Annotated in this window: 14 protein-coding genes and 2 pseudogenes; 5 read left to right on the plus strand and 11 right to left on the minus strand. The window is 62.5% G+C overall.

The window, feature by feature from the left end; translation table 11 throughout:
- From EDF57_RS25180 to EDF57_RS25910, 3 genes and pseudogenes are all read left to right on the plus strand, one after another.
- A pseudogene (locus tag EDF57_RS25180) lies at window positions 1-650 on the plus strand (hypothetical protein); the annotation flags it as partial.
- 126 nt (window positions 651-776) lie between these two features.
- Window positions 777-1,139 carry an FAD-dependent monooxygenase gene (locus EDF57_RS26270; RefSeq protein WP_208324969.1) on the plus strand — a complete coding sequence of 121 codons (363 nt, stop codon included), beginning with the start codon at window positions 777-779 and terminating at the stop codon, window positions 1,137-1,139.
- 122 nt (window positions 1,140-1,261) lie between these two features.
- Window positions 1,262-1,720: a hypothetical protein gene (locus EDF57_RS25910; RefSeq protein ID WP_208324970.1), complete on the plus strand. Its 459-nt coding sequence runs from the start codon at window positions 1,262-1,264 to the stop codon at window positions 1,718-1,720.
- A 299-nt stretch (window positions 1,721-2,019) separates the two neighbouring features.
- On the opposite strand, the gene EDF57_RS25190 is transcribed toward EDF57_RS25910, so the two are convergent.
- From EDF57_RS25190 to EDF57_RS25200, 5 genes are all read right to left on the minus strand, one after another.
- Entirely contained in the window at window positions 2,020-2,205 is a 186-nt protein-coding gene (locus EDF57_RS25190; protein ID WP_134096377.1) for a hypothetical protein, read from the minus strand.
- Window positions 2,206-2,411: 206 nt separating this feature from the next.
- Window positions 2,412-4,019 carry a glycosyltransferase gene (locus tag EDF57_RS25195; protein WP_243841298.1) on the minus strand — a complete coding sequence of 536 codons (1,608 nt, stop codon included), beginning with the start codon at window positions 4,017-4,019 and terminating at the stop codon, window positions 2,412-2,414.
- 42 nt (window positions 4,020-4,061) lie between these two features.
- Window positions 4,062-4,700 carry a glycosyltransferase gene (locus EDF57_RS26170; RefSeq protein WP_243841299.1) on the minus strand — a complete coding sequence of 213 codons (639 nt, stop codon included), beginning with the start codon at window positions 4,698-4,700 and terminating at the stop codon, window positions 4,062-4,064.
- Between the two features lie 21 nt (window positions 4,701-4,721).
- Window positions 4,722-4,856, minus strand: coding sequence for a hypothetical protein (locus EDF57_RS26275; RefSeq protein WP_279587462.1), 135 nt, complete (start codon window positions 4,854-4,856; stop codon window positions 4,722-4,724).
- A gap of 1 nt (window position 4,857) precedes the next feature.
- Window positions 4,858-5,094: a hypothetical protein gene (locus EDF57_RS25200; protein WP_134096378.1), complete on the minus strand. Its 237-nt coding sequence runs from the start codon at window positions 5,092-5,094 to the stop codon at window positions 4,858-4,860.
- Between the two features lie 263 nt (window positions 5,095-5,357).
- On the opposite strand from EDF57_RS25200, the pseudogene EDF57_RS25205 reads away from it, so the two are divergent.
- Both EDF57_RS25205 and EDF57_RS25210 read left to right on the plus strand, forming a co-directional pair.
- A pseudogene (locus tag EDF57_RS25205) lies at window positions 5,358-5,961 on the plus strand (hypothetical protein).
- A 1-nt stretch (window position 5,962) separates the two neighbouring features.
- Window positions 5,963-6,223 (plus strand): hypothetical protein, encoded by a 261-nt coding sequence (locus EDF57_RS25210; RefSeq protein WP_134096379.1) that lies wholly within the window; start codon window positions 5,963-5,965, stop codon window positions 6,221-6,223.
- 163 nt (window positions 6,224-6,386) lie between these two features.
- Here EDF57_RS25210 and EDF57_RS25215 read toward each other — a convergent pair whose 3' ends face one another.
- From EDF57_RS25215 to EDF57_RS25240, 6 genes are all read right to left on the minus strand, one after another.
- A complete protein-coding gene (locus tag EDF57_RS25215; protein WP_243841300.1) occupies window positions 6,387-7,436 on the minus strand; it encodes a PAS domain S-box protein in 1,050 nt (349 codons plus the stop codon).
- A gap of 593 nt (window positions 7,437-8,029) precedes the next feature.
- Entirely contained in the window at window positions 8,030-10,303 is a 2,274-nt protein-coding gene (locus tag EDF57_RS25220) for an arylsulfatase (protein WP_208324971.1), read from the minus strand.
- 645 nt (window positions 10,304-10,948) lie between these two features.
- Complete coding sequence (locus tag EDF57_RS25225) at window positions 10,949-11,581, minus strand: tyrosine-type recombinase/integrase (protein ID WP_134096381.1); 633 nt, start codon at window positions 11,579-11,581, stop codon at window positions 10,949-10,951.
- Window positions 11,582-11,899: 318 nt separating this feature from the next.
- Complete coding sequence (locus EDF57_RS25230) at window positions 11,900-12,700, minus strand: hypothetical protein (RefSeq protein ID WP_134096384.1); 801 nt, start codon at window positions 12,698-12,700, stop codon at window positions 11,900-11,902.
- Window positions 12,700-15,240, minus strand: a complete 2,541-nt coding sequence (locus EDF57_RS25235; protein ID WP_243841301.1) for a TonB-dependent receptor — start codon at window positions 15,238-15,240, stop codon at window positions 12,700-12,702. The genes EDF57_RS25230 and EDF57_RS25235 overlap by 1 nt, the downstream gene beginning before the upstream one ends.
- Before the next feature lie 927 nt (window positions 15,241-16,167).
- Window positions 16,168-16,524, minus strand: a complete 357-nt coding sequence (locus EDF57_RS25240; protein WP_208324972.1) for a hypothetical protein — start codon at window positions 16,522-16,524, stop codon at window positions 16,168-16,170.
- Window positions 16,525-16,660 lie beyond the last annotated feature (136 nt).

Below are 16,660 nucleotides of genomic sequence, written 5' to 3' on the forward strand. Positions count from 1 at the left end.
TGGGCGAGGCGGCGCGCTATCAGGTGTTGCCGCTGGACGATCGCTTCGCTGAGCGGATGGATGTCACGCTGCGGCCAAGCTACTTCTTCGGGCGCAAGAAGGTTACGTTCTACCCCGGCATGACCCGCCTGCCGGAAGGCAGCGGCCCCAAGCTGGTCAGCGTGCCGTTCAAGATGACGGTGCCGGTGGAAATACCAGATGGCGGCGCGGAGGGCGTGCTGTTCGCGCTAGGCGGCGATGCGGCGGGCTTCTCCTTGTTCCTGTGGGAAGGCAAGGCGCGGTTCCATTATAATTTCTTCGGCCTGCGCCGCTACGACGTGATTTCGCCCGAGGTGCTGAGCCCCGGCAAACATGTCATCGAACTTGATTTCGCCCCGGAATCGAAGACTCCCGGCTGTCCGGCGAACGTCGTCCTATCGATCGACGGCAGTGCGGTGGCGAAGGGCCGGATCGACGAGCAGGTGCCGATGCGCTGCGGCACCGAGTGCATGGATGTCGGCATGGACTGCATTTCGCCGGTCTGTTCCGACTATGACGAAAAGGGATTGTTCCCCTTCACCGGCACGATCGAATCCGTGACCTTCGAGTTTGGCGAGCATGAGCCGCCGACGGGCATGGAGCGGCTCAAGCTGGCAACGGCAATGGACTAAAGCGCGTTACGACGGGTGTCTGGGCGATCGATGGCGATCTGTCCGGACACCCGGCGCTCGCCGTTTGCCACCTAGTGAGCGGCAACGCCAAGCCCGTAATTGCCCCTTACCACCGCTGCGCCTTGGATGAAGGAGGAGCGTAGGCCTCTCGGACATTTCGCCGGCATCGACTTCTTCCTCCATCAGATCGACCAGAGCCAGTGGCCCTGTCGCCTGCCACGCTCGGCCAGCCCTATGGCCACCGATCTGGAAAGCATCGACCTCGAGTTGACAGCGATCGGCCTTGTCACGACCTGGACGGATCACGCCCATCTGGCGACCGAGTATCGGCGGGGGCGCGTATTGCTAGCTGGTGACGCCGCGCACATCCACTCGCCGCTGGGCGGCCAAGGCCTCAACCTCGGACCGGACGATGCGATGAACCTCAGTTGGAAGCTCGCCGCGACGATCCCCGGCGATGCCGCTACCGGGCTTCTCGACAGCTATTAGCGCGAGCGGCGGCCGGTCGCCGAGCATATCCTCGATTGCGCGCGCGCAGGTGGTGCTGATGCAGCCGCGACCTGACCGCCGCCCCGGATGCCGCGACCTATTTTGCTGATCGCGTCTCGGGCGTGTCGCTGCGCTATGATCTGGGAGGCGACCATCCCCTCGTAGGACGCAGCGCTCCCGATTTCGCGCAGGCCGACGGCATTCGCCTGAACGAGCACATTCGGCAGGGACCAGCGCTCCTGCTCAATTTTGGTGACGTCGATAGTTTGAAGATCCTTGCTGATCGTTATCCTGATCGGGTCACGTATCTGTGGTGCGACGCGACCGACTGGCCAGGCTTGCAAACCCTTGTCATTCGCCCGATGGTTTTGTCGCTTCGGCCAGCGATCGACCCACGGACGGCGCGGAGGCTGCCCGAGCACTATCGCAATTGCTCGGCATCGGGACCACTTAACGGGTCGACCGGGGCGATGAGCAACCATTCAGCGTCTCCGCACAGGTCAATCAAACCCCGAAAAGTACAAGATCGCTTCCACCAGATTTGCGGGCTTCGGCGGCGTGAAAGTCGGCTCGGCCAATGACCGAGTATGCCAGAAGCCGTCATTTAGTGGACCGTGCCTGAATGACGGCTTCGTCCCACGATCCGGCGTTCGCTTCCGGCGGCAGTCGACCAGGTTCAGCCATTCCGTCGCAAGCGTCTAAACGACCGCTTACGTTTAAACCGGCCGCTCGCGCATCGCGGCCACAGGTGTGCTCATATTTTCGTGCCACGGCGCCGCGTAATGAGGTCGGACGGCTGGCTCCGAGGTTTCCTGAACGAGAGCGACGCCGCGACATAGGCAAATAAGAACCCGGCAGCCATGCTTGCGACTGGCGGGGGTCATGTAGCCTTCCTCCAGCGTTCGAGTAGCCGGCTCATCTTCGCCATCAGCACGGCGTTGTCGTCGTGATCGCCGTCCGGCTCGACCGCTGCTAGGGGTGCGTGCTCCTCGCAATTCGTCGCATAGTCGCGCAGGAGATAGAGGCGGATGGAGCTGCCTCCGCCGATCTCGCTGTGGAGGTTCACAAAGCCGCTCGACTAACGGGCAAAGCCTTACATCATCGACAGACCCGACCCCGTACCTTGCCCGATCGGCTTGGTGGTGAAAAGCGGGCGAAGGTTATGGCGATGATGTCGGGCGTCATGCCGGTGTCGGTGTCGGTGACTGTCACGGTCACTTATTGCCCGGGCTCGCAAAGCCTCGCGTTGGTGTGTTCGTGCCGAAAATTCGCTCACCCATCCAGAGGCACCTTGTCCGAAGGGCCCTCCGGTGGGATCGGAAACGAAGCACCGTATCGAGCCATTGCCCGCATGTCCGCCAGCGCGAGCAAATACGACAAAACGGATTCCGCACCGCGATTGTCATTGGCCCGGTCAGGGTGCAGCCCGTCGCGGCAGCTTCCGCTATCGACATCGACCAGCGAGACAGCCAGATCATTCTCACCCAGGAACCACGTAAAGGCCTGATGCGCCGCCGATGACCAGAGGCCATCCGGATCATACTGCCGCGCCGCAAGGCAGGCGGCCACCGTGGCGCAAGCTTCCAGCGGCTGCTGATCGAAGGGCAGCGGCGTGCGCTGGGCCAGCGCGAAGCCGTGTGACCCGATCGGACGGAAATGCCCAGCAGGCGCGGTCTGCATCTCCAGCAGCCAGCGCAAGCTTTCAAGGCCGGCGGTTAGCATGTCAGCGTCGCCGATGCGCCCGCCGGTCAGGATCAAGGCTTCGCACAGGCGGGCGTTGTCATAGGTCAGGCGGCTTTCGAACCACGGCCATGGACCGGTCGCGGTGTCGCGCAGCAGGGCGTGCAGACGCTCGGCCAGACAATGGCGTATCGCATCGGCCTGGCTATCATGAGGACGCGTTGGGCAATAGGCATCAAGCCCCAGCAAGGCAAAGGCCCAACTGCGCGGCGCGGTAAACTCGAGCACCGTCGGCAAGGCCTCGACAAACAGGTCGGTGGCCCAGGCGCTCAAAGCCGGATCGGGCAAGGCCGTGCAGACACCCAGCGCCCAAAGCGTGCGCCCATGGCTGTCCTGCGATCCGGCAGGTTCCAGCCACCGCCGGTCGAAGCTCATGAAATTGCGGAAACGGCGATTGTCCGGGTTCCAGGCATGCTGGACGAAGCTGGCGAAATGGGCGGCCAACGCAAAACCCGCATCGAGCCGATTGTCCGGCTTGATGCAAAGGAGCAACGCGCGGGCATTGTCATCGACGCAATAGCCATGGCGGCGATCCGGGATCGAGCGGATAGCGTGCTGGAACAGTCCGGTATCGTCACACATCACCTTGAAATGCTGGTTCGATGTGGCAGGCAAGGGCAGATGTGGTGGGGCCATGGGCGCAGGATACCCCGCCCGCAACCGCGTGCTGACCGGCGAGCGCAAGGCCTCACGAAAGGCATCCTCATAGCGCTGCGCCACCTGAGCCCAGACCATTGGGCGGCTGGCGGCATAGGCGCTTGTGGCCATGGCCTGCCGCGCCGGGCCATCGACCAGCAGATCAGCAACGGCGGACCCCATCTTCACGCCATCGCCTAAGGGCACCAGCACGCCCGTCCCGTCGCCCAGCAATTCGGTGGCGTGCCAATAAGGCGTGGAGACCACCGGCCGGCCCAACCCATGGGCATAGGCCAGCGTACCGGAGGTCATTTGCGCTTCATCGGGATAGGGCGTGACGTAAACGTCGCACATGGCGATGTGATCGAGCAATTCGGGTCGCTCGGCAAAGCGGTTGAGGAAGACGACATGGTTGCCCAGCCCCAACGCCTCGACCCGGTCCATCAGGCCGAGACGATAGGTCTCTCCGTCATCGCGCAGCAGATGCGGATGGGTCGCGCCCATTACGACATACACCGCATCGGGGCAGCGCGCCACGATGGCAGGCTACGCCTCGATCATCGTCTCGATGCCCTTGTTGGGGCTGATCAGGCCAAAGGTGAGAATGACCTGACGCCCCGCAAAACCAAGGCGCTGGCGCGCTGCATCGCTGGTGACGAAGGGTTCATCGGGGATGCCGTGAGGGATGACGCGGATCTTGCCCGGATCGGTGCCATAGGTTTCGATCAGGATCGCGCGCCCCTTTTGCGCCATCACGATGACCCGCGCCGATGCGGCCAGAATGGCCTCCATCACCGCGCGCTGGGCTGGGCTGGGGCGGTCGAGTACGGTGTGCAGCGTAGTGACCAGCGGCATAGTCAGGCCCGCGATGAGATCCAGGATCAGGCATCCTGCTTCGCCGCCGAAGATGCCGAATTCATGCTGGAGGCAGGCGACATCATAGCCGGCCGCATTGATGCCATCGGCTGCGGCGCGATAATGAGCCGGATCGTTCTGATCGATGCTGCGCGCCACATTGGCGGGCCACAGATAGTCGCCCCCCGGATCGCGCATCGCCAGAATGGCGCTACCGGCAATCTCCGGCAGGTCGCTGACCGCCAGTTCCAGATCGGTGGTGAAGGTGGCGATGCCGCAGCGTCGCGGCAGCGCATTCCCGATGAAGGCAATGCGCAGATCCTTGCGCAATTCCGTGGTCAGGGCCTTGTCTCAGAGCTTGCCTTTCGGCTTCTGGATCAGCGTGGCCACCGGCGCGTTTGGCAAGGCAGCAACCGGCGGCCCCTTGGGCTTGGAGGCCTTGGGCTTGCGGATTTCGCGATTGCTGCGTTTTTGTGCCTTGGCCATACTAGCGGGTTCCTGTCTGCAAAGAGGGGGTAGCAGCGGCGCGGGGCATTTGGCCCGCCTTGTCCGCGCTGCTCCGTCCCGAGGGATCGTAAGGGCGGTGCGGATAGGGATAGGCACGCAGCAATCGCGACGCATCGGCCAATTGCTGGCGGTGGCGCCGCATCTGAACCGGGTTGCCCAAAGTATTGCAGCCAATCAGCGCAATCTGTTCATCGAAAAGGATCTGGTTGAGGCACATAAAGCGCACTCCTGCTTCAAGCGGGGGCGCAGTCGGTCCCTCGGTCACATGTGGCTTGGTTTATCATCAGGTGATAAATCTCTCTAACCTCATTTTGAATTTTTGTCGCATCAATTCGGCATAATTTTACAAGCTCTAGAAATATTCTTTCCATACCATATAATTTACCGGTGCTGCATGCTAAAGGCGGTCACACCTTCTCCTCAGAGACAAGGCATTCCCGCTCTTACTAAGCCTTTCCCTTGCGTGCAGGAGCGATCAAGATGCTGATCCGCGCTGGAAATGACATCGCCTTCGAAGCCGATCTGCCCACCCCGATGCTGGCCGCGCTCAGCATCCATCCCTCGCGCAACCGCGATCTGCGCAGCGTACAGCGGATCACCACCGTGCCCGAAGTGCCGCTGTATGATTACATCGACGGCTTCGGCAACGTCTGCACACGGCTGACCATGCCCGCGGGCGGCATCACCTTGTCGTGCAGCTTCACTATCGAGGACGCCTGCACGCCCGATGTGGTCGTTCCCGACGCCCGTGCCCTAGCCGTGGGCGATCTGCCTGACGAGATCATGGTCTATCTGCTGGGCAGCCGCTATTGCGAGACGGACAGGCTGGTCGACATCGCCTGGCCGCCGTGGCGGGGAAATGGATTTCTCCGCATGGTTCGAGGTGTTTCTGGCTGGGCGCTGGTACGTCTTCGACGCCCGCCACAACTATCCCCGCGCCGGACGCATCCTGATGGCGCGTGGACGCGACGCTGCCGATGCGGCGCTCGTCACCACTTTCGGCCTGGCCAAGCTGTCACGCTTCCAGGTCTACACCGATGAAGAGGCGAACAACCGCAGCTTCCTCCTTCCCGCAAGGATCTGACATGACACTTTCAGCCGCATTCTGCCGCAATCAGGAAGCTGTCCAGCTTCAGCGCGCCGCCAGCGAACCCCTCGCAAATGTTCGCAACATCGCGCGGGCCGCCGCCAAGGCATGGAACACGGAAGCCGTATGGGCGGAAAGCCGTGAAAGCGGCCATGTCATCGCGCCGCGCCTGCGTCTGACCGCTCAAGAGCAGGAGGGAGACAGGCAGGAGAGAGTATCTTTCAGCGAGAACCCGGATCGCGGCTTCTCCGATTGCTAGAGTCGGTAATGGGCCGGCGCCCAGCTTTGCGTAGGCGGTTTCACTTGGCCACAAGCCGGGGTGGCAGCTTTTCGAATAGAAGCTGCCTTTCCCGTTAGCGTGGGCGAATGACGACAAAGTCCCACGTTCAGAACACTAGGACGGGTCGAACAATATGGGTCGCTCAGCTCATCAATCGAGCAAGGGGCAAGCGGATGTCGATCGCCACCCCTTCGGGTCGCCATGCACGTTCGATCGTGCCGCAAAGACCGCGGATCGACGCCTGTTCAAGATGGCTGCCGAAACCCTCGCGTTCAGGTGTGCCGCCCAATTTAGCCGGTGACGTCTCCTGCCAGTGCAACGCCAGGCTTTTGTCTTCCGTGGTGATGTGAATGGCGAGTTCGCCGCCATCAGGCGAGAGTGCACCATACTTCGCAGCGTTGGTCGCCAGTTCGTGGAACAGCAGGGCAAGCGAGGTCAGCGCGCCCGAACCGACCAGGACGTCGCAACCATGGATCTCGACACGGGGCGCGCCGATCTCGTCATAAGGTGCGAGGATTGCCTCGAGGAGCGCCCTCAATGTGGTCACATTCCCCGCCGGATCGCCCCCGATTTCGGCCAGTGTCAGATTATGGGCACGCGCGAGCGAGGAAATACGCTCCGACAAATCGGCCTTCAGCTGCTCGACGCTCTTCGCGCCCCTTGCGCTCAACGTGACGAGCCCTGTCGTCAACGCGAACAGGTTCTTAATCCGGTGGTTCATCTCTCGAAGTAGCAGCATCTGCCTTTCGGTCGCCCTGCGGGTCTCGGTGACGTCGCGCGCGATCTTCGAAGCGCCGATGATACACCCCTCGCGATCCCGGACTGGCGAAACCGTCAACGAAATGTCGACCGGCGTACCATCCTTGCGGCGACGCACGGTCTCGAAATGTGCAACCCGCTCGCCCTGCCGTATCTTGCCGATGATCGTTGTCTCTTCGGAGAGGCGGTCCTCCGGAATGATGATTGTGATCGGCTGCCCAATTGCTTCGTCGGCGGTGAACCCGAACAACCGGGCGGCACCCGGATTCCACGACGTAATGATGCCATCTAGCGTCTTGCTGAGGATTGCGTCGTGGCTATTCTCGACGATCGCGGCGAGCCATGCCGCGGCGTTCTGGGTTTCGCCGACGGATGCCCCGCCTAACAGCGGGTGCAATGCCTCGATGGCGGCAGAATCGTCTCTCGATTGCACGTCGTCTTTGCTCCTTCGGCGATATCCTCTCTGACAGGAGGTACGCCAACCTGAGCAATCAGGCAAAGCGCCCGGCGGCCGAGCGACCGCCGTCGAGACTCCCTTAACACACGGCAAGCCGATCGACGTCGCCTTTTCACCGAGTTCGTATCCCGTAGGTTTGTCCACCTACGCTCCGCTTTAGCGGGGCTGTCCACATCGCGCGACTGACGCCCGCAAGTCGGCTTCTGTCGCAACCCGACGTTAAAGGGAACAAGCGGGAATGACTGCAAAGTCCAAGGAACTGCCGGCAGGAGCCGACCAACTCAGGCCGTTCCGGTGCAGCCGCTGGAATGTCCGGTGACACTGAAAGCGGTCCTTCCCCGTCAACAGCTGCCGGTCGGCTAAGCGCCCATTGCCGTCGTACGGGATGACGAAGGTCGCCTCTGAAAGCAGCCGTTCAAGTCCGCCCATATCCTCCCTGTTTCCGAGTATACCAGAATCTTATCCCTGGCCGACGTGTGCTGCTGAAGCGGCTTTCATACAAGCGTTGTACTCGGCCCTCAAAACGAGAGCCGAGCACAACTGGCAACCAGCGGTGAGCCTTGCACTCGTCAGTCCATCGCGGTCGCCAGCTTCAGGCGGTCCATGCCTGACGGTGCATCATGTTCGCCAAATTCGAAGGTCACCGATTCAATCTGGCCTGTGAAGGGGAACAGTCCCTTCTTCTCGTAGTCGGAACAGACCGGCGAGACGCAGTCCATGCCCACGTCCATCGTCTCGGTGCCGCAGCGCATGGGGATCTGCTCGTCGATGCGCCCTTTGGCGACGGCTTCCCCATCGATCGAAAGCACCACATCGGCCGCACAGCCCGGCGTCTTCGATTCCGGCGTGAAGTCGATCTGGATGACGTGCTTGCCGGTCCCTAGCGCTTCCGTCGAGATGATATCGTAGCGACGGATCGCGAAGAAGTTGTAGTGGAACCGCGCCTTGCCTTCCCACAGGAACAGCGAGAAGCCAGCGGCGTCACCGCCTAGCGCAAAGACTACGCCTTCCGCCCCGCCCTCCGGGATTTCGACCGGCACCGTCAAGCGGAAAGGCACGCCGACGAGCTTGGGTCCGCTGCCTTCCGGCAGGCGCGTCATGCCCGGATAGAAGGTCACCTTGTCGCGGCCGAAGAAGTAGCTGGGCCGCAGCGTGACATCGAGCCGTTCGGCGAAGCGATCGTCCAGTGGCAAGACCTGATATTTCGCGGCTTCGCCCATGAATAGGTCCTGGAGATAGCGCAGCTTGTCCGGGTGCTTGTCGGCGAGGTCGACGGCCTGGCTGAAATCCTCCTCGATATTGTAGAGCTCCCAGGTGTCTTCATCAAAGCCTGAGGATCCCGAGGTTTCCCAAGGCAGGCGGCCGTGCCGGCACGAGGCGATCCAGCCATCGGCATACATTGCGCGGTTGCCCAACATCTCGAAGTACTGCTTGTCACGCGTGCTTGGCGCATCGGCATGAACGGGGTCGAAGGTATAGGCGAAGCTTGTGCCTTCAATCGGGCGCTGGATGTAGCCGTTCACCTCTGTCGGCTCCGCGATGCCGACCACTTCCATGAGCGTTGGCATCACGTCGATGCAGTGGTGGAACTGGCTGCGGATGGCGCCGCTTTCCTTGATCTTTTCGGGCCAGGACACAATCATCGCGTTGCGGGTGCCGCCGAAGTGTGATGCGACCTGCTTGGTCCACTGGAACGGCGTGTCTCCGGCCCATGCCCAGCCCACGGCATAGTGCGGCGAAGTGCCGGGCATGCCCCACTTGTCCATGAAGCCGATCGATTCTTCCATGGTTGGCTGGCGGCCGTTGAGGCTCATCAGCTCGTTGGGCGTGCCGACCAGCGATCCTTCGCCGCTCGAACCGTTATCGCCGATGATGTAGAGGATCAGCGTATTGTCGAGCTCACCCAGCTTCTCGATCGCATCCACGACGTTGCCGACCTCGTAGTCGGCATGTTCTAGGAAGTCTGCATAGTTCTCCGCTTGCCGCGCGAACAGCTTGCGGTGTTCCTCGGGCTGGCTGTCCCATGAAGGAATCTGCTCGGGGCGCTCGGTCAGCTTGCTGCCCGGAGGGATCACGCCGAGCTTGAGCTGGTTCTCGTGGACGATCTTGCGGTACTCGTCCCAACCCATGTCGAAGCGCCCGGCATTGCGGCCCCGCCAGTCGAGCGGGGGCTGGTGCGGTGCATGAGCGGCGCCAGTCGAGAGATAAGCCATGAATGGCCGGTCCGGTGCGATCGACTTCTGCTTGCGGATCCAGGCAACGCATTCCTCCGCGAGGTCGCGCTGGAGCTGGTAGCCTTCCTCGGGGCGCTTCGGCGGCTCGACGGGGGTGGTGTCGCGAAGCAGCGAGGGGAAGAATTGATCGGTCTCACCGGAAATGAAGCCGTAGAAATAATCGAAACCTTGGTAAGTCGGCCAGTTCTCGAAGGGCCCGGCGGCGCTGGTCTGGTTGTCGGGTACATTATGGTTTTTGCCGAACCAGGCACTGGTGTAGCCACTATGCTTGAGCAGTTCTGCGAAAGTGGCGCAGCTCTTGGGAATGATCCCGCAGTAGCCGGGATAGCCAGTCGCCATTTCCGCGATCACCCCCGTGGCGACTGTGTGGTGGTTGCGCCCAGTCAGGAGCGCGGCCCGCGTGGGCGAGCAGAGCGCGGTGGTGTGGAACTGGTTGTAGAACAGCCCGCGTTTAGCCAGCTTTTCCGCCGTGGGCATGCGAACGAGGCCACCCGAAGCGCTCGACCAGCCAAAGCCGACGTCGTCGAGCAGGACCAGCAAGATATTCGGTGCGCCCTTCGGTGCTTCCTTGTTCGGCGGAAAGTCCGGTTCGGACTCAGTCGCGTACATCCCGATCTTAGCATTCGGGAAACTCCATACCGGCTCGGGCAGATGTGTCCGATCGAGATGAAGCGGAAACGCCGGCTTTTCGGATTGCGTCACGATGGTGCTCCTGAAGCTAAACGACAAAGGGCGGAGCGCAGCCGAGAGGCCATGCAGAGCCCGCCTTGGGTGAAAGCTGGAGAATTCCGGTGATCGCCGCCATCGGGGTTATCCCTGAAACTCATGGCTGGCCTATCGGACTGGTTTCTGTCGCAACGAAGATTCAGGTAGTCGTTCACTGTTAGACCGCGAACACTCTTAAACGGCGGCCATTTTGGCACCGCTGCCAAAAGCCGCCGATCTCTTCACGGCCGACGCGCGCTATCGGGAAACAAGTTGTCGAACGTCCGCAATGGGGCGTATGCCGACCGGCAAGAAATCTTGTTTGTCGGCGATGCGCCACACCGAAGGCGACGGGCAGCTATCCGCCGATCTGAGCCGGTGAGCTGCCGTTCCGCAATCGGCCCGTCGCGCGGAGTCTTGGAACGACGATCGGGGCTTCAGGAATGGCAGGTGTTGGATGGGGACCTGCCATTCCGGGACCGTTCACGCACGTCGGGAATGTCCCAGGCGCCCGTGTCCGGCTCTCTTCCGGAACCGGGCGCCAAAGGCTCAGATCTCGGTGTTTTCGGCAAGGGCAAGCGCGTCTTCCACGTCGATTCCGAGATAGCGTACCGTATTCTCTATCTTGCTATGACCGAGAAGAATCTGGACAGCTCGCAGATTGCCGGTCGCCCTGTAGATGATCGATGCCTTCGTTCGCCGAAGCGAGTGGGTGCCATACTCGCTTCGCATCAAATCCACCCCTGTCACCCATTCGTCGACGAGCCGAGCATACTGCCGTGTGCTCAGATGCCCATTGTGATCGACCCGGCTGGGGAAAACATAGTCGTTCACCGTGCCGCCTCGGCGTTCGAGCCATGCCAGCAGGCTGGCCCGAGCATCGGGCAGCAGTTCGAATTGAACGGGCCGCCCCGTTTTCTGCTGCATCACGATCGCCCGCGTTCGGATCTGGCCTCCGCTGACAAGGTCGCCGATCTTCATCTGCACGAGGTCGCAGCCCCGAAGCTTGCTGTCGATCGCCAGATCGAACAGGGCACGATCTCGCAGGCGGCGGCGCTGCTTAAGGTAGAACCGGATTTCCCAAATCTGCTTCGGTTTCAGGGCCCGCTTTGCACCCACGGTCCTTCCGGCATTCCAAACCGGGCGCTTGGTGGCGGTGAGTTCTACTTCAGACATCTCCATGATCGTTCTCCTATGGCCACATTGGCCATCTGCAGAACGCTCGCCGACGAGGATGCGCAGGACTTGCTGTGCGGCTCGTGACGACCAACTTACGCCGATCCGATGCTACTGCGGGAATGTCAGGTTGTGCCGGAATCTGTCATTGCGGATTTCCGAGCCGCTGGGAAATTGGGCATTTGATGCACGCGTTTCAATGCGATACGGGCCTGTACAGTTGCTACTGCAAGCCCTCCCAATGAATTTGCTTTCCGACTTCTTAGCTAGGCGAAACAGTCCGTTTCATGCAGCAGCATTCCACGCTAGGAATGAACTCCGCCATCACCGCACCGTACGGATCTCGCTGGCTACCACTTCGCTTACGCCGCGGCCGATAGTCCAGAGGCGGCGCTTCTCCTTCGGGTCCCAGTCGATCGCCTGGCCCGGCGTGGCTAGGCCGATGGTATCCACCAGTTCGAGCCCCGAGCCTGCTTCCGGCAACCTTAACGCGTAGACCTCCGATCGGTCGTGCCCAGTGGCGTAGATCAGCCCGTCGTCGCCCCAGCTGAGGCCCGAGCAGCTCTTGGGCGCCATGCGCGCCAGTACAGCCTCGGGGAAGGCCCAGCTGGCCTCGGCTCGGAACTGGTCGTCCATGCGCACCAGCGCGGTATAGCGGTAGTCGCGCCCCGGCTCGCCGCCCTTGCCTTCGTAGTTGGCGAAGACCGCCCACCACTTGCCGTCATGGCGGTCCATCACCGTCAGCGAGCCCGGCCCGAAACCGAGGCTGACGCTGCGGACGTGCTTCAGCGTGCGGGTGTCGAACACCTCGACCGCGCTGGTCTGCGGCACTGCCGGATAATTCGACGCGGCGCAGACAAGTTCGGCGCCGACCACCGTGCAACTGTTCATGTGCGGGTACAGCCGCCGCTCGCCCTGCCACTGTGCCACCTTCTCGCCGGTGGCGATGCGGTATTTGCCGATGCGGTGGTTGTCGATCGCATAGAGGTAAGTGCCGTCCGACGCCGCGCCCTGGTGTGCCTCGGCGGCATTCATCCGCAGTGCAACCGGGGAGGGCGGCGGCGAAGCGGCGTCGCTTGCAGCCGCGACCGGCGCGGCGGCGAGCAGGAGCAGGGCGGCGATCATCACAGCTTCATCGATCCGCCGAGGTAGAACGTGCGGCCGTAGCGCTCGTTCTGCGAGACCCAGTCGCGCACGCCGCCCTGGTACTGGCGGGTGGGCTCGTCGGTCAGGTTCTGGGCTTCCACGAAGACGCGGAAATTGCGCGTCAGGTCCACGCCGATCTTGGCGTCGAGGCGGCGCAGGTCGTCGTTGAAGTTATCCGTCAGGCGCGTGTCCCCCGCCGCGATCAGTGCGCGGCCGGTGTGGTGGTAGGCGACCGACGCCTCGACCGGGCCCTTCTGGTAGAACAGCTGCGCACCCCACAGCAGCTTCGATTGTTCGGGGAAGCCGATGCTGCCGCCGTCCGGCAGGCGCAGGCTGGCGTCGATCAGCGTCAGGTTGAGGTTCACACCGAGGCCCGAAAGCAGGCCCGGCAGGAACGTGAACTGCTGCTGGTACGATGCCTCCAGGCCGATGATGTCGCCCTTCTCGGCGTTCTGGGTCTGGCTGAAGTTGATGCGGTCGTAGTCCACCCCGCCGAAGCTGCCGCCATTGATGGTGTAGCTCTGCGTGAAAATCGGGTTGCGGATGAACTTGGCGAAGGCGCCGACGCTCAGGATGCCGCCGGAGGCGAAGTACCACTCCGCCGTCATGTCCAGCGCGTCGGCGACGTAGGGCTTGAGCGCCGGGTTGCCGGTGCTGACGTTCAGCTCGCCGTCGCCCTCGGACGAGACTTCGCCGCCGGGCGAGAGGTCGGCATACTGCGGACGCCCGACGCTGCGCGAATAGGCGACGCGGAACACGGTGTCGTCGCTAGGCGTGACACGCACGATCAGGCTCGGCAGCCAGTCGGTGTAGCTGCGGTCGGCGCTGGTGGGAGTGACGGTGTCGCCTTCGAGGAGGTAGCCGGTGATGCCCAGCTCGGTGCGCTCGACGCGCAGGCCGCCGGTGACCGCAATGGACCCGAACTCCAGGTTGACCATGCCGTAGCCAGCGAAAACGTTCTCATCGAGCGAGAAGTCTCCCAGCGTGTCATTGGCGAGCGAGGTGGCGGTGTCGAGCACGAACTGCGGGCCGCCCAGCTTGTCTTCGGTGTAGGCGCGGATCAGGTCTTCGTCGATCGCGGGGCTGAGGAAGTACTCGTGGCCGTTGCCGAGATCGACGTTCACGCTATCGCCGGAAAGGCCCGCGAGGGTGAAGCGGTTGGCGGCGGTGCCCCGGCCGTAAACCATGTTCGAGCTGTCGAAGCGCTTGTCGGTCCAGCGAGCATTGGCGCCCAGCTTCACGAAGCTGTTCTCGCCGATCGAGGGCAGCTTGCCGGTAAGGTCGGCGCGGGCCTGCCAGGTCTTTTCGAGGCCGTATTCGTCCTGAGCGGAATACTGGCGGAAGCCCATGCCAGAGGGGGAGAGGTGGCCGGCGGTCGGCACCGCGGTGAAGAGCTTGTCGGTCAAGTCGACCGCCACTGCGCCGGGGTTGCCGCGGAACTGCCACAGCTCGTTCGGCTCGATCACCTCGTTGCGCGTATGCGCGGCGCCGAAGTCGAGCTTCCAGTTGTCGGCGAACTCGGTGCTGCCGCCCGCCATGAACGAGAGGACCGACTTTTCCTTGTACTCGGTGCGCAGGTCCGAGCGCTGCTCGCTGGTCGAGGCGAGGCCTGTCTGGCCGTTCGCGTCCCACGCGATGTTCGAGAAATCGAGGCGCAGGCGCTGGCGGTACTCGTCCTCGGTGAATTTCGAATAGACGCCGCGCACGTAAAGCTCGGTGCCGCCGCTGCGCCAGTCGAGCGAGCCGGCCGCGCCGAGGCGCTCGCGCTTGAGGCGATAGTCGGTGTACTTGAGGTTGATCGGCACGGCCCCGCGCGCGGCGTTCTCGTCAGGTGCCCAGTCGTCGGGGTAGATGCCATAGCTGGTATAGGTGCGGTCGGAATAGCTGGCGCCCAGCAGGATGCCGAACTGCTCATCCGCCCCAAAGCGGCCGCCTACCGTGATGTCGCCCTTGACGGGTTGGCTGCCCTTCCGCAGCTCCTGGTAGCCGACCTGCGCATTGGCCTGGACCACGAAGGGGCGGTCGAAGTCGAATGCGGTTTGGGGGACGAGGTCGACTGTGGCGCCGATGCCCTGACCAGTGAGGTCGGCGGTCTTGACCTTGGCGACCTCGACCCGGTTGAGCAGCTGGCCCGAGACGATGTCGAGCGGCAGGGCGCGGGTGTTGCCGTCCGGGTTGCCGATCTCGAAACCGTTCAGCGTATAGCCGTTAAGAGAAGAGGGCACGCCGCGCACCGCGACGTAGCGGCCTTCGCCCTGGTCGTACTGGACGCCGACGCCGGGCAGGCGCTCGACCGCCTCAGCGACGTTCTTGTCGGGCAGCTGGCCGATGTCGTCCGATGCCGTCACATCGACGAGGCCGAGCGAGGCGCGCTTGGCATCGATGGAGCGCTGCTGCTGCGCGCGCTGGCCGGAGACGACGATCTCGTTGCCTTCATCGGAGGCTGCGTCTGCTGCGGACTGCGCATGGGCAGACCCCGCCGCTGCCAGCGCGGCGAGGCTGATAGAGCAGTAAAACAAGCGTGTGATGTTTCGACCCCTGATTATTTGAAGGGGCGATTAGGGCGGCCGTATTACAGTAATGTGTCAGCCGAACGGGCTATTTACCTACCCCGCCGCCGCGATGCCCCGGCAAGGCTGCTTATTGTGCGATCTTGCACTGTAATATGCGCAAAGGTCAGCTTTTGCCGAAAAAGTCCTTCTGAACGGTGCGAACGAATGGCTGCATTGTCCCACGAGCCTCCGGCGGCAGGCGAGCAACCCTTGTCGTTCCGATGCGGGCGCTGCAATGTCCGCTCACGCCGAAAACGGTCTTCCCCACGTTGACAGGCTACCGGTCAGCTCAGCGCCCATTTGAGACCTTGGGTGGTCGCTTTGACGATTCTGGTTGCCGCCTGTCCGCTTTCTTTTGCTGGTGGGGCGGGTCAGTGCCCATTGTCGCCATTCAACGACGGATTTTTATTTCTCAGAAGCGGTCATAAGTCCGCATTTCCGTCGCAGGAACCTCAAAGGGGTTTAGCATAGAACGGAACCCGATATGCGCTAACAATGGCGGTGACGGAAAACCCCACAATTTGGGTTTCCGCACAATCGGGCAATCCGACAGGGTTTGTCGCGCATGTCACGAGGACATGTGGTCGCGTCGCTTGGTTTGGGCTGAGGCCTGCCGGAAATCATGTGGTTCTCGTCACCCAGCGTTCTGATTAAGAAAAGCGATCAAGGCTTTGGTCGGCAGGTGGGACTGATCGTGTCCCGAGAGGTGGGACTTTCCGGTCTTTCAAGTCAAACGCATTTGAGTGCGGCTTTACCCAGAAGCGGTCATTCCGATGATCCCCGGTTCAAGGGCAACAGTCCTTTAGCCTGCGCCTGAGGTGCACTTGTCGCTAGACGCACGTTGATGGTCGTCGTCGTCGTCCTCGCTTGGTCGGTTCTCCGAATGAGCGCCTTTCAAGGTGAGTTCAGCAGTCGGGAAAGCTGAACAATGAAATCCCGGCCGGGGTTCTGACCAAGGGTGAACCGCTCGCCATAGGCCTGGAAGGCCAGGTCGGTCCGTCTGCGCGATCTTGCCAGATCGGCCGCTGCCAATGCCTCCGGCAACTCGGCCAGCGTGATCTCGGTGCAATAGGGAGGCGAGCCGCACTGCTGCCGCCAGGACTCGGCGATCGGGCCGGTGTCGAAAGCATCGAAGCCCGTCTCCTCGACGAGCGCCATCGTCACCTCGCGATCACGGGCACGATCTGCCGCGATCGGGGCGGCGATGCGATCCGGGTGACCCGCGGGGAAGCCCATTTCTTGCAGCGTCACCGAGTAGATCGAGTTCCAGGCTGTCAACCGGCGCGCAAAACTGGGTCTGACTCAAATTCCGTGCAGATTTGACAAATCCGAAGGGTAGCCGCGAACTCCAGCTCACGAAAAGCGAGGAGTACGGGTCAATGGCCGT

This window comes from Novosphingobium sp. PhB55, assembly GCF_004368805.1.
GTDB lineage: Bacteria > Pseudomonadota > Alphaproteobacteria > Sphingomonadales > Sphingomonadaceae > Novosphingobium.

Bases quoted from the DNA above. Each gene is read 5' to 3' on its own strand.
- EDF57_RS26270 (WP_208324969.1), top strand. From the start codon at position 777: ATGAAGGAGGAGCGTAGGCCTCTCGGACATTTCGCCGGCATCGACTTC.
- EDF57_RS25195 (WP_243841298.1), bottom strand. From the start codon at position 4,019: ATGGGCGCGACCCATCCGCATCTGCTGCGCGATGACGGAGAGACCTAT.
- EDF57_RS26275 (WP_279587462.1), bottom strand. From the start codon at position 4,856: ATGGCCAAGGCACAAAAACGCAGCAATCGCGAAATCCGCAAGCCCAAG.
- EDF57_RS25200 (WP_134096378.1), bottom strand. From the start codon at position 5,094: ATGTGCCTCAACCAGATCCTTTTCGATGAACAGATTGCGCTGATTGGC.
- EDF57_RS25210 (WP_134096379.1), top strand. From the start codon at position 5,963: ATGACACTTTCAGCCGCATTCTGCCGCAATCAGGAAGCTGTCCAGCTT.
- EDF57_RS25220 (WP_208324971.1), bottom strand. From the start codon at position 10,303: ATGTACGCGACTGAGTCCGAACCGGACTTTCCGCCGAACAAGGAAGCA.
- EDF57_RS25225 (WP_134096381.1), bottom strand. From the start codon at position 11,581: ATGGAGATGTCTGAAGTAGAACTCACCGCCACCAAGCGCCCGGTTTGG.
- EDF57_RS25230 (WP_134096384.1), bottom strand. From the start codon at position 12,700: ATGATCGCCGCCCTGCTCCTGCTCGCCGCCGCGCCGGTCGCGGCTGCA.